General features: G+C 48.1%; 9 protein-coding genes. 4 read left to right on the top strand and 5 right to left on the bottom strand.

Annotated features, from left to right (window positions below; translation table 11 throughout):
* Positions 1 to 215 precede the first annotated feature (215 nt).
* The 3 genes from CVT49_06245 (at position 216) to CVT49_06235 (ending at position 8481) form a co-directional block, all read left to right on the top strand.
* A complete protein-coding gene (locus CVT49_06245) occupies positions 216 to 2897 on the top strand; it encodes a hypothetical protein (GenBank protein ID PKK83848.1) in 2682 nt (893 codons plus the stop codon).
* A gap of 250 nt (positions 2898 to 3147) precedes the next feature.
* Entirely contained in the window at positions 3148 to 5868 is a 2721-nt protein-coding gene (locus tag CVT49_06240; GenBank protein PKK83847.1) for a hypothetical protein, read from the top strand.
* Positions 5869 to 5889: 21 nt separating this feature from the next.
* On the top strand, positions 5890 to 8481 hold the full coding sequence (locus CVT49_06235) for a hypothetical protein (protein PKK83846.1): 2592 nt from the start codon (positions 5890 to 5892) through the stop codon (positions 8479 to 8481).
* On the opposite strand, the gene CVT49_06230 is transcribed toward CVT49_06235, so the two are convergent.
* The 4 genes from CVT49_06230 to CVT49_06215 form a co-directional block, all read right to left on the bottom strand.
* A complete protein-coding gene (locus CVT49_06230) occupies positions 8468 to 9694 on the bottom strand; it encodes a hypothetical protein (protein PKK83845.1) in 1227 nt (408 codons plus the stop codon). The two genes, CVT49_06235 and CVT49_06230, sit on opposite strands and share 14 nt — an antisense overlap.
* Before the next feature lie 5 nt (positions 9695 to 9699).
* Positions 9700 to 10893, bottom strand: coding sequence for a hypothetical protein (locus tag CVT49_06225; GenBank protein ID PKK83844.1), 1194 nt, complete (start codon positions 10891 to 10893; stop codon positions 9700 to 9702).
* Positions 10894 to 11039: 146 nt separating this feature from the next.
* Positions 11040 to 11468, bottom strand: a complete 429-nt coding sequence (locus CVT49_06220; protein ID PKK83843.1) for a hypothetical protein — start codon at positions 11466 to 11468, stop codon at positions 11040 to 11042.
* A gap of 180 nt (positions 11469 to 11648) precedes the next feature.
* Complete coding sequence (locus CVT49_06215) at positions 11649 to 12419, bottom strand: hypothetical protein (protein ID PKK83842.1); 771 nt, start codon at positions 12417 to 12419, stop codon at positions 11649 to 11651.
* A 124-nt stretch (positions 12420 to 12543) separates the two neighbouring features.
* On the opposite strand from CVT49_06215, the gene CVT49_06210 reads away from it, so the two are divergent.
* Entirely contained in the window at positions 12544 to 13671 is a 1128-nt protein-coding gene (locus CVT49_06210; GenBank protein ID PKK83841.1) for an aminopeptidase, read from the top strand.
* A 279-nt stretch (positions 13672 to 13950) separates the two neighbouring features.
* Here the strand turns inward: CVT49_06210 and CVT49_06205 are convergent, their stop codons facing one another.
* Positions 13951 to 14289 carry a hypothetical protein gene (locus tag CVT49_06205; protein ID PKK83840.1) on the bottom strand — a complete coding sequence of 113 codons (339 nt, stop codon included), beginning with the start codon at positions 14287 to 14289 and terminating at the stop codon, positions 13951 to 13953.
* Positions 14290 to 14443 lie beyond the last annotated feature (154 nt).

Below are 14443 nucleotides of genomic sequence, written 5' to 3'. Positions count from 1 at the left end.
GCCGCTTAGGGCACGCATTTTTTTCAATTTAGCATGATTTCCTTTTGAATATTATTAAATCTTATGCGTCTTCTTTTAAGGGGTAGCTCCGCTATAAGAGGAAGAAATATAACGTTTTTTTTGATAAATTTACTATTTTGGCACTTGCAATTTTAAGCCAATTATGCTAACTTTGGGAGTTAAAAAATCGTCAATAAACAAAACGTGAGGGAAAAATGAAATATTCGAGATTAGCCGTTTCCATTTTCTCGATAATGACTATCGCACTGCTGCTTGGCTTCAATGTATCAACAGGGCGGGCATTGTTTGATATGAGTGAGGCGAATCAATTTGTCGGCAAGGTGACAGCCGAAACGCCCTATGTTGAAGCATATGCTCATACCGTGGGCAGAATCGGCCTGGCCATCAATAACCAGGGTCATTTTGGAACCGGCTTTCTGGCATCTGATGGAGGTCTCCCTTCGTGTCAATATCCATACCCCAGCCAGGCGGAGTATCTTTTCGCCGGCAGTTTCTGGATAGGTGCTGTCGTCGGCCGCGATACTCTGGTTTCGGTCGGTGCCGATGGCTGGATGTTTACCCGGGAAATGTGGCCGGATCCATACCCGCGCGGGGCTATTATAAGCCGGTCGATTACAAATGTCGGTGATGTCAATGCTATTTCGGAACAGGATTATATCTCTTTATATACCGATACTGTCACTGATCCGGGTTATGTGGCTATCGATAATTTTGACGGGCGGCCGCATATGCCTCTTAGTATCGAGGTTACTCAGCGCAGCTTTGCCTGGAGTTATTCTTACGCCGAAGATTTCGTTTTATTCGATTATGGTATCAAGAATATTGGTCGCAAAACCCTAAAAAAAACCTACATGGGAATTTATGTCGATGCCGACGTCAAGACGAAGGGTAGCCAGGAGGGCTTTGACGACGATATCTGCGGATTTAAACGGTCGATACCGTCCGAATTTGGCTGCGATTTTATCGATACCATCAATATTGCCTGGATCGCCGATAACGATGGCAAACAATTGGCCGCCGATGTCTGTCCTTACTCGACAAATTCGTTGATTGCGGTTACTGCCACAAGAGTCGTCAGGACACCTTCCGACTCGTTGAATTACTCTTTCAACTGGTGGATTTCCAACGGCGATGCCTCTCAGGACTTTGGGCCGCGCAAAGCCGGCACACTTGATGATCCTTTCCGTGATTTTGGCGGCTTTCTGGGAACCCCGGAAGGAGACCGGAACAAGTATTATATTATGCGGCATGAGGAATTCGACTATGACCAGCTGTTTACAGCGCTGGATCATACTGCCGAAGGATGGCTGCCGAGACCTTCCGGAAGTAATGCCGTGAACTTCGCGGACGGTTATGATACTCGTTACCTTCTTTCTTTTGGTCCTTTCGATATTGATCCGGGCGAGGTCCTGCCCATCAGCTTTGCATATGTGGCCGGAGATAATTTCCATACCAATTGTGATGCCTTCAAAAATATATTTAATGCCTACGAGCCGCAAATCTATTACGACTATCTGAATTTTGACGACCTTGGCAAAAATGCCATGTGGGCCGCCTGGATCTATGACAACCCCGGTGTCGACTCCGATGGCGACGGCTATCGCGGCAAATACAGAATATGCATATATGATTCGACGCTGACTACATGCTATGATACCATTTCCTATGACCCTCTGCAGATTGATACTTCCTCCTGCTATATGGCGACCCAGGCCGATACCGTTTATTATGAGGGCGATCGGGTTCCCGATTTCCGCGGAGCCTCGCCGCCGCCGGCGCCGCAGCTTTGGGTCATTAATGATGACGGCGACACCCTGCGCAGCCGGGTTCTTCCATCAGTCAACGAATTTAATCAGGGTCTTCTCCGGGTTCGCTGGAATGGCATGCGGTCGGAAACCGAAAGAGATGTTTTCAGCAACGAGGTCGACTTTGAAGGCTATCGTGTTTATCTTTCATTTGCTCCGGCGGCCGCATCATATTCGCTGATTGCCTCTTATGATATCGAAGACTTCAATCGTTATACCTGGAATCGCAATCGCGGAATCTGGGAATTAAAGGATACACCGTTCCTTGTTGACACCCTGAAGCAATATTACGGCCAGGGTTTTGATCCTTTACAATATGATGTCGACAATCCGTTTCTCTGGAATGACACCGCTTACTATTTCACGAGCCAGGATTGGAACCAGTCCGATCTGTCCGATCTTAACGGCATTCATAAGGTCTATCCCGAGGTAACGACACGCCCGACTAATCTCAACATTGATACGGCCAGAATACATAATCCCGAGGAACTGACCGATGACGGCCTGTATTTCAAATATTATGAATATGAATTTACTCTGAAAAATCTTCTGCCTTCGCAACTTCATTATGTGAGCGTGACCGCCTTTGACTATGGTTCCCCGAGCAGCGGCCTGCTTTCGCTCGAAACACCCAAGAATAAGAACTTTGTCGCCGAATATCCGCTGAATTCGGCGAAGGATGTTGAAGCAAAGGGCCTTAATGTTATCGTTTATCCCAATCCTTACCGGGTTGACGGAAAGTACCTTGATTATGGCTTTGAGGGACGTGATTATGTCACCTATCCTTCCTTTACCGACAGTCTGGCACAGCAACAGGGATTTCCCGAGGATCGGACACGATCGATACATTTTATTAATCTGCCGAATAAATGCACCATCCGTATTTTCACGCTTGATGGTGACATGGTGCGTCAGATTGATCACGATGTGCCGCTGGGAGCGCCACAGGCCTCTCATGAACGGTGGGATCTGATTACCCGTAATACTCAGGCCATAGTTTCAGGGATTTATTATTACTCCGTCGAATCCGAGGCCGGAAATCAGATCGGGAAAATTGTTATTATTATGTAAATTACAGTCGTCCTTGACTGAATACTAAATCAAACTGCGGCCCGGGATAAGAGTGATTATTATCCCGGGCCTTATTAATTCGGCTCCCGCGATTTTGCCCCTTGCAATCAGGCGGGAAATGGGTTAAATTTGTTGCTTATGGCATCTTACATGCGATGTATGAAAACATGGTTAAGGTTGCTGATGTTATAATAAAAGGGAATTGTGCTCTTAAATCGAGGTTTTTTGGTTTTGCGGGCGGATATATAGAATGGTTCGAAATGCTGTCATAAAATCCTGTTGTGTCGCTGCGGCAGTTATATTCCTATCCTCACAAGCTCCTTCTGCAGCTTTTAAAAAAGTAAATCCCGGAGAAAAAAAATTTGCCATGACCCCCAGGATATCTATTTCAGATGCCCCGTTTGTGCAGGTCGCCATTCATGAAATCGGCCAGGTATGGATGACGGTGAGTAATATGGGTCAGTACGGTACCGGCGGTTATCTGGGCGTATCGGTCGATCCCATAACGGGCCTGGAAACTCCTTCATGTATTTTCCCGGGAAACTCGCAGTTAAATTATCTTTATGTAGCCGGGTTCTGGATCGGGGCCATCGTCGGCCGTGATACCCTGGTATCGATCGGCGTCAATGATTGGGTCGGCAGTTATGTTATGGAATTATGGCCGGATCAGGGCGAAGATACTTATCCTTACGGCGGCGGAATTGCCCGCCGCTCGATTCAGCGAACCAACCCCTATTTCGATGAAGAGGCCAAATCGGAGCAGGACATTATCGCGGTTTATACCGACACCGTGACCAATCCGTCCTATGTCGAAATTGACGGCATTGACGGCCGGCCGCACCGGCCGCTTAATATTGAAATCACGCAGCGCAGTTATGCCTGGAGTTATGAATATGCCGAAGATTTTATTCTTTTTGACTATTCCATAAAAAATATCGGCCGCGATAAACTGCATAAGGCCTATATGGCCATCTATGTCGACGGCGATGTCCATCACAAATCCAATTTTGGTCCGGAAGGCTACGGAGAGGATCTTTGCGGCTTCCAGCGCACCTTTCCTTCCCCAGCCGGATGCGGCTTTATCGATACCATTAATATCGCCTATATTACGGACAATAACGGCGATCCGAGCGACCAGGGCGCCTTTACGGTTAATTCCCCCCGCGGCGCCGCCGGCGTCCGGGTTGTCAGAACGCCCTCCGATTCCCTGAAATATTCCTTCAACTGGTGGGCGGGTGATTATGACGCCAGCACCGATTTCGGCCCTCGTCGCTACGGAACCACGGACGATCCCTTTCGCAACCTGAACGGCCGAATGGGAACCCCGCTTGGAGATGCCAACAAATATTATGTCATGAGACATGAAGAATTTGACTACGATCAATTGTTTGTGGCCAGGGACAACACCGCCGACGGCTGGCTGCCTCCCCCGGCCGGGGCCGCCGATATGGCCGATGGTTATGATGCCAGGTACCTTCTTTCGTTTGGGCCGTTCGATATTTCACCCGGCGAGGTTTTGCCGGTGTCATTTGCCTGGGTTCTGGGTGATGATGTCCATGTCAAACCGGATGATTTCGAAAAATATTTCAGCCCCTATAGTCCCGATGTCTTTTATGAGAAACTGGATTTTTCGGACCTTGCCCTTAACTCGATCTGGGCTTCATGGTTATATGATAATCCGGGAGTCGATAGCGATGGTGACGGATATAAGGGGAAATACCGCATCTGTGGATATGATTCGCTTTTGATCTGCCGTTATGATACCCTGCAACTGAACCCGCTAATAATTGACACCGCCTGCGGTTATGAATACACGGTCGCCGATACCCTTTGGTACGAAGGTGACGGCGTTCCCGATTTCCGCGGCGCCTCGCCGCCTTCTCCCCCGATGCTGTGGGTTCTTGATGACAATGGCGACACCGTGAAAAGCAAAATATACCCCTATGTAAATGAATTTAATCAGGGAGAGCTGGCTATTCGCTGGAACGGCTTCTATTCCGAAACCGATAAGGATGTTTTCAGCAATGAACTCGACTTTGAAGGTTATCGGGTCTATATGGCCTATTCCCCCCACGCTGATGAATTCACATTGCTGACTTCATACGATATTGAGGATTACAATCGCTTCGTGTGGAACCGCGACCGGTCCATTTGGGAACTCAAGGATATACCTTTTACTCTGGACTCGCTGAAAAACCTTTTTGGAGACAATTTCGACCCGGGGCGCTACAACATCGATAACCCCTTCATTTTCAATGATACCGCCTACTATTTCGGGACTCAGGACTACAATCAGTCCGACCTGGCCGATTCGAACCTGATTCATAAAATGTACCCCGACGCCGCCCCCCCGCAGACTCTAAATATTGATTCCGCCAGAATATACCATCCTGAAGACCTCACTGAAGATGGATTCTTTTTTAAATATTACGAATATGAGTACATCCTGAAAAATCTGCTCCCTTCGCAGCTTTATTATGTGGCCGTGACGGCTTTTGACTACGGCTCCCCTTCCAGCGGACTCAAATCACTCGAGGTTCCCCCGCAGCGCAACTATGTCGCCGAATATCCCCAGCATCCGGCCGGCGAAGTTGTTTCGAAGAGTTTGGATGTTATCGTTTATCCCAATCCATACAGGATTGACGGCAACTATAAAGAAAATGGTTTTGAGGGCCGCGATTATATTGATAATACGGGCCGCCTTGTCGTGCAGAACGGTTTACCGGATGACCGAACCAGATCCATACATTTTATCAATTTGCCGCCTGTATGCACAATAAGAATATTCAGTATCGACGGTGACCTGGTTCGAGAAATAAATCATAATGTCCCCGCCGAATACCCCCAGAGTTCCCACGAAAGATGGGATCTCATTACTCGCAATACACAGATGGTTGTCTCGGGCATTTATTACTATTCGGTCGAATCCGAATGGGGCAGCCAGATCGGAAAAATAGTCATTATTATGTAGCTTAGGAATCAGGGAAGAATAATGAAGAAGATATCGACATTGATTATAGCCGCCGTCTGCCTCCTTACCGCGATTGCGGCCGGCCGGAGCCTTTATGAATCCGATATTCAGGAACGCCTCTACAATATTGATGATCCCCCTTACGCGACCATTGCCGTTCATAATATCGGCAAAATTTCCATGACCGTTTCCAACATCGGACTGCTTGGTAACTCCGACTGGATCGGCCTGAATGATCCTGTGACCGGCTTATCGGCTCCCTCCCTGAGTTACCCGAATGGCTTTGAGTTGATTTATCTGTATGAAACCGCTCTCTGGGTCGGTGCCATCGTCGGAAATGATACCCTGGTTTCAAGCGCCGGTGGAGCGGGCGGCTGGGGAATTCACGAATTCTGGCCCCTTCCGTATCCTGAAGGTGATATAAAGCATCGTTCCAATATCACCCGCAACGCTCCCGAATACGACAGTTCCGTGTCGCAACAGGACTTTATTGCGGTTTATACCGACACCCTCGATGATGTCGATCTCACCGGTTATGACGCCTATACCGACCGCCTTCATATCCCGTTGCGACTCGAGGTCACCCAGAGCAGTTATGCCTGGGGATATGATTATGCCGAAGACTTTATCATCGTCGATTATAAAATAGGCAATATTGCCCTGCGTGATTTGCATGACGTTTATATAGGATTGTATGTTGATAATGACATTGGGAGGTCGTCCAACGGCTATTATCCATATGACGACATTTGCGGCTATAAGGATATTCTGCGTTCTCGTTATATCGCCGGACATAATGATACCCTTAATATTGTCTGGGCCGCCGATAATGACGGCGATCCCGATCCTTATACCGGTGCCTACGCCGGTCTGTTTTCCCCGACTTCAGCCGTCGCCACCAAAGTTCTTCGCGCGCCCACCGATGAAATCAAGTTCAATTTCAACTGGTGGATTGCAAGCTGGGATCCTGATCAGGATTGGGGACCGCGAAAAGCGCATGACGGCAAGGTCCGGCGTTTTTTTGCCGGGCGTATGGGGACACCCATGACCGATGAAGAAAAGTACTATATGATGGCCGTTGATGAGTTCGATTATAATCAGACCGAGACATATATCGATCGTACCACCGAGGGATGGCTGCCGCCCCCGCAGAACGCCGGCCAGATTTCCTACGGCGGGGAAATCAAGTATCTTCTTTCTTTCGGTCCGTTTGATCTTGGTCCGGGCGATATCCTTCCCCTTACCGTAGCTTTTGTCGGGGGACAGGATTTTTATGCCGATGATAAACTGGGTACCAGACCGATCAAGTGGCGCGACTTCACCGACCTTCAAATCAACACCTTATGGGCGACATGGGTTTATGACAACCCGGGAGTCGATACCGACGGCGATGGATATAAAGGAAAATATACGGTCTTCTGCATGAACCCGAAAATTTCCAGGATCGATACCATCCTGACCACTCCGACCGATACCATCTTCGACACCGTCATGAATTGCACCTGGAGCGATACCCTGTACTATGAAGGCGACGGTGTGCCCGATATGAATGGAGCCGCGCCGCCAACAAGGCCCGAAGTAAGGACTTTCCCAAGCATCAACAAGTTCAATCAGGGTGAAATTGAAATACGCTGGAACGGTTTTCTGTCGGAAACGACGCCCGATCAGTTCACTCAAAAAGTTGACTTCGAGGGTTATCGCATCTATATCTCGCGTTCCGGACAGGTAGCTGATTTTACGCTGATTACTTCTTATGATATCGATAATTATGACCGTTTTGAATACGACGCTACTTTGAAGGGATGGATAGTCAGGCAGCCACCCTATGATATGCGAAGCCTGCGGTGGTATTATGGAGATAACTTCGATCCGCTGATGTACTACGACAAGGAACATTTATTCGCCTTTCTTAATCAGAGCAGCGGCAATTATGAATTCTATTTCTTCACCCGCCATGACTGGAACCAGTCGGACTATCGCGACACTCTTCAAATTCATAAAATTTATCCCGATCAGCCGTACCCTTCGACACTTGATCTTGATACCGCCAGGATGTTTTATCCCAACGAGGTCACCGAGAATGGCCGGCTTAAATACTTCGAGTACCGCTATGTTCTCAAGAACCTGATTCCATCGGTACCATATTATATATCGATTACGGCCTTCGATCATGGCTTGCCCGGAAAAAATCTCCCGCCCCTGGAAACCAATCCCGGTGACAGCACCGTCTATGTCCGCGAATTCGCCCAGAACAACAACAGCCTGGTGAGGGAAAACGGACTTGATGTAATCGTTTATCCGAACCCGTATCGAATCGACGGCAATTACCGCCAGTACTATGAGGGATGGGAGCAGCCGAAGGAAACTCTCGAAAGAACCCGGGCGCTCCATTTCACCAACCTGCCGGCGAAGTGCACTATCCGCATCTTCAGCATTGACGGCGACCTGATCGATACCATCGAACATGATTTTCCGGAAGACAGTCCGGGGAGTATGCATGAAACCTGGGATATGGTTTCACGCAATACCATGGCGGTTACGTCAGGGATATATTACTTCTCGGTCGAATCCGAGTATGGCAGCCAGATCGGAAAATTTGTCATAATTTATTAGTGTTACTCTTCAGATTCAGGTGGGCCGGTATAAACCGGGTCATTCTGAAAAAGCCGATTGATGTCGCCAGGGCCAGGCAGCCGATAATGCCCCATGAGTAAATAAAATTCGGCTTGAACAGATCCAGCAGGACACTGCCAAGCAGCGGCCCCATCGACCACCCCGCGGTGACGGCAAAGCCGTAAATTCCCATATAGCGTCCGGTCCGGCCCTTCGGCGCCAGGTTGGCCGCGATAGCCAACGCCGGCGGTGAGATAAAAATTTCGCCCATCGTAACAATGGTCAGAGCTATCGCAAAGGCGAGAAATGTCGCCAGGGCGCCTACCATGGTATATCCGACCGCATAAATGATGGCCCCCATGGCAAGCTGAATCGTCAGTCGTGTCCCTTTGAGCAGACGTGTCGTGGGTATCTGGAATACTGTTACTATCAGGCCGTTAAGGGTGAAAAGATAGCCAAGCTGCACCTTGCTGATGCCTATAAAATCGACCGAATAAAGCGAGAACCGTGTGATCAACTGCGCCACCACAAGGTACAGCACAAATAATAAAAGGGCATGCCTGATAATCAATTCGTTGCCGCGCAGTCTGAAAATATCTCTGAATCGTGACTTCTCCTCACTGGGCTTCTCCATCTTGATACCGCGCAGAAACATCGCAATGATAATGGTAGATATCAATGTCATAAAACCTGAAATAACGAAAAGCAGCGAATATGAATGGCTCGCCAAAAAACCGCCCATAGCCGGACCCACCGCCCAGCCGAAATTGCCCGCCACCCGAACTATTGAATATCCTTCGATCCGATCATCGACATCCACCAAATCCGCAACTGTGGCATTGGCTGCCGGCTGAAACAGGGCCCCAAAAATAGAATTCAGAATTAAAAGCCCGCCGATGGCCCAGAAGCCCCAGCTGGCGTAAATCGAATATGACATCATCCAAAATATTATGGAACGAACGATTTGTGAATGAACCATCAGCGGATAACGGCCGAACCTGTCCGATAGCTCTCCGCCCAATCCCTGCGCCGCGGCTCGAATGATAGCCGCGACTCCCAGGAACAGACCAATACTGGTCAGCGACATGCCCAGTTCAGAGTGAAAATAAAGCGATACAAATGGTATGGAAAGCGAGAACCCGACCGACGAGGCTACCCAGCCGCCGCACAGTATCCATAAACGATGATCATATTTCTTAAAATAGGCCAGCATATTTGTCAGCAGTGTGTCAGCAGTTCGCCGGCCAGATGTTTAGCGATCTTTTGAAAGCCATCAACATTATACTTGCCAAAACCGTTTCGAGCCATGCCCGCCAATATACCTTCTTTATTCAGGTCCATCAATACCGAACTGAAATCCGCCCCTTTTTTATCGCTGTCAATATCTGCCGCCACCCTGTTATCAAGCAAAATCTGACGATTCAAGGGGGAAAATGTTCCGACAATTGGATGAACTATAAACATCGGTAAACCCAGCCCCAGGGCCCAGTTGGTTCTTTCGTGCGACGGCGCGACAAAATAATCAAAATACGAAAACAGCCGGTTGGTCAGCTCAATTTCCTCGGAGCGACTGCTATAAGAAAAGGCCGCAGCATTTTCGCGCTCCAAAACTTGTTTTATATTGTCGTCGGCTATGTCTAAATCAGCGCTGTTTAATCCGATTTCTTTGGCCAGCGCTTTTTCCAGCCGGCCGCCTTTGCGGCATAAGACAATTGCCCTTTGGCCGTTCTTTGCCAGTGACGCCATCATTAAAACAATTTTCCTGACATGTTGCCGCGGTTCAGCACCTGATGAGAAAAAGGCGCCGGTCAAAACATCCTTTCTTTCCAGGCGCCGCAGGCGATCATTAAAATCTTGCTCCGCCTTTTCCGTCAATTCGTTTTCGACACACAACCCGCTGGTGTAAATGGATTCCTTGTTGATACCGCTTTCACTAAAAAAGGCGGCGGCTTGAGATGTCGGAACAAATATTCTTTTGGCGCCCCTGATTATTGCCTCGGCCGGAACCGCATTTTCACCATGCTGATAATAGACCGGCGCCAGATCGGCAATCATCGGCACCAGTATCGGGTGTGCCACCAGGGTCGGATGGCGGTTGCTTTTTATGTACTTCCGGATATCTCCGGCCATGAGTCTTACAACCGATGATGAAGTCTGCGGAGAATTTCTTTTCCTCACTATATTATAAATGTGGCCGACAGGCCCACCCTGGCTGCCGCAATGATAAAGCGCCCGGACAGTTTTCCATAATTGCAATGATACGCCCGAGGATAATTCAAAAACATCCTTGATGTTTAAGCTGATCTCATTTTTGTATGATTTTTTCAGGCAGCGGACTATGCCGTCGAGATAGAACGGATGTCCCCGGCCGATATTCGTATATATTATATTTAATACCGCTTTTTCGGACATATCCAAAAACCCGGAATAATTGACTCGTTATATAATATATTTTATTTGCCGGAGTGGAACTAATAATTTATGACGTCAGATATTATGTTCGCCGGCGATGGCGCCGGGCAGAGAAACGAAAAGGCTATTGAAGACGTTCCGGCCGGTCAGGAAATCGATACCAATTCCCCTAATTTTTCAGTCGAAATAAGATATATATTCCGATCCTCGAAGCCAATATACCCGTCGAGATATTCACTGTTGAATGGTACTGATCCGGGAGGCGGTGTCCCGATCTGTTCATTTTCGACATTTAATATTTCCTCTGCCGAATCGACAATAATACCCGCCCGGAGATCATTCAGCTGGGACACCAGGATGCGCTTGGAAGTGTCATATTTTACCTGTTCTCCGAGCAGTAAATCAGCCAGATGAACGGTCGGCAAAACAGCGCCGTGATAGTTGATATTGTCTTCGCCGACGACCACCGGCGAATCGGTTCCGTCAAGGGATGTCGGCTTCACAATCTCGACAACATTCTCGACATTGATCCCGAGCCAGTATCCGCGTATTTTAAAACATAAAAACTGTTTCATATTTGCCCGCTTTCCATACTTTGAGATTTCTTGTTATACATCTTAATATATTAAATAGATTCAGGTTATGCCAATTAAAAACAACGGAACCGTAAGCATCCGCTTTGCCTGCCCCTCATATACTATACGCAGGTCAGACGACGGTTGTGACAGTTGGAAACAACGATGGGCTTTATTTTATCAGGCGGGCTGACTGACCAGTTCCATCAAGCGGCGGGCGTTGGTCGGCGAATGACCGCTGTAATGATTGTTGAGATAAGCGTACACTTCTCCCTGTTCCCGCGAGTATTCCTCGGATACATGCGACCACCATTTCAGGTCCTCTTCCCTGTCAACCCTGACATAACTGAAATCGGAATCAATTTTTTCCCGGTCGCCCAACAGTCTGATGTATGCAAACCGGCCGGTATGCTCGGTCAGGCGCGGCATCCACGGATGATCAACAAAAGCCAGCGTGATTTTGCGGCTGCTCAATAAATCATAAAAATCTTTTTTGAGCCATTTTTTATTGCGCACCTCGACCGCAATTTTCAAATCATCCGGCATGATCGAAATCAATTTTTCCATGATGGCAAAATGTTCATCCGGTTTAAAGCCATACGGAAATTGAAGCAGCAGCGGGCCAAGCTTGTCCTCCAAACGGCGCATAACATCCATAAATATTTGGGCGTTTTCGACACGGCTCTCAATGGCGCCTTCATGGGTGACACTGGACGGAAACTTGGCCGAGAATACAAAATTATCCGGGGTCGTCTTGTACCACTTCGCAACACTGTCCTTGCGGGGGATCCGATAATAGGTCGAATCGATTTCCACGGTGTTGAAGACCGTCGCATAAAACCGCAAAAAGTCAGCCGACGGGCAGAATTGGGGATAGAAATTGCCCAGCCAGTCCTTATAACTGTAACCTGAAGTCCCGATATATATTCCGTTTTTGCGCATAGTGGTCATATACTCACAAAAACAACATTACGAGTCAGAAGTTCACTTTCCGCAAAATTTTATTGGTTTTACTTCTCTTGCCAAGAGCCCCGTTTTGCATTATGTTTACGCAAATGTTGAAAGGAACTATGCTATGAAAGACAAACGAAACGAAATACTGGCCAAGAACCTGCTTGATTATTCGGTCAAACTCAAGAAGGGCGAGATTCTATATCTCGAAATAAAGGGTCTTCAGACGCTTGAACTGGGCAAAGAGATCGTCAAATATGCCACCCAAAAAGGCGCCATGACCTTCTGGTATTACAATGATGAATCGATTTCCCGTCAGTTTCTCAAATCGGCCACCGATGAGCAGATGCAGATGATGGCCAACTTTCATCTTGATATGATGAAAAAATCGGCGGCCTATCTTGGTCTCCGCGGATCGGAAAATCCGTTCGACCTGGCCGATATCCCGGCCAAACAGATGTCTAAATTCCAGAAAATATTCTATAAACCGGTGCATCTCGAGGAACGCGTCAAACGGACCCGCTGGTGTGTGATGCGTTTTCCCAACAATGCCATGGCACAGCTGGCCGAAACATCTCAGGAGAAATTCGAAGATTTCTACTATGATGTCTGCAATCTCAACTATGCCAAAATGTCCAAAGCGATGGACCCGCTGGTCAAACTGGTCAATAAAACCGACAAGGTGCATATTGTCGGACCCGGCACCGACCTGACTTTTTCCATCAAGGGTATTCCGGTGGTCAAGTGCGATGGGCAGCGCAATATCCCCGACGGCGAAGTTTACACCGCGCCGGTAAGGAATTCGATCAACGGCACGATTACCTACAACACGCCTTCTTTGCATGATGGTTACGTTTTCAACGATATCAGCTTCACTTTCAAGGACGGCAAGATCATCAAGGCCACCTCATCTTCGTTCCAGGACAAAATGAACAAGGTTCTCGATACCGATGAAAACGCCCGCTATGTCGGCGAGTTCGCCATCGGCGTCAACCCTTTCGTAATGCACCCGATGAAGGATACATTGTTCGATGAAAAGATTCGCGGCTCGATTCATCTGACCCCCGGTTGCTGCTATGATGAAGCGCCCAACGGCAATGTCTCGGCCATTCACTGGGACCTGGTGCTTATCCAGCGCAAGGATTACGGCGGCGGTGAAATTTATTTCGACAACAAGCTTATCCGGAAGGACGGTATTTTCACCGATCCCAAACTGGAACAGGCTTTTTCCGAGGATAACCTTCGGGCATAAATACCAATAATCATTGTGGGGGCGGGTTTCCAACCCGCCCTTTTTAGTTCTTTATCCCCTCTTGAGAGGGGTGCCCGGAGTCTTCGGAGGGCGGGGTGTGTTATTTGTATTTGCGACCTGATTTACACACCCCTAAATCCCCTCTCGAGAGGGGACTAAAGAATGTGTGCTGTCAAGTGTCCTTCCTTCGTCAGGATCTTCGACAGAGATCTGACAGCACATTGGGTATTTTAGGAAAGAGTGCCTAATGTGGTGTCGGGTCTAATGGGTCGATTAGGCTTAATATAAAATAGCAGTGAGGACAACGCCTAAATGTATAACATTGGAATCAAAATTACTCGTTAAAATTCTGCCACCGGTTATACAACCCTCAACCTGAAAATGGCGTCCGAATTCATATCCACCTCCGACCAATAGCCCCGGCCCATAGCCATCGTAATGATAGGCATTTATGGAAGAAAGGCCCAGTGCTGATGATGTAAAAAATGAATGTCCCACAGGGCCATAATATCGATACCAGGCAATCCCGTAAAAGTGCTGGGAAACATGTCTTTCGGGAATTGCGCTATTCCAATCAAGAACAATCATGTTGTATTCATTCCAGGCATAGCCGGCCAACCATTGATGGCAAAACCCATTGTCGACTTCCTTGATTCCACTGCCAAACCAGTCTGTGGTCTTCCCCTAAAAAAATGGACACATAGTTAAGATAGGGTAGCTGCCCGTTCGAAGTCAACTGGATTTTTAAAACCCAGGCTCGAATGACGGCGTT

This window comes from candidate division Zixibacteria bacterium HGW-Zixibacteria-1 (genome assembly GCA_002838945.1).
Lineage (GTDB): Bacteria > Zixibacteria > MSB-5A5 > GN15 > PGXB01 > PGXB01.
Note: the sequence above shows the minus strand (reverse complement) of the source record. Positions and strands in the feature narration are given on the sequence as shown.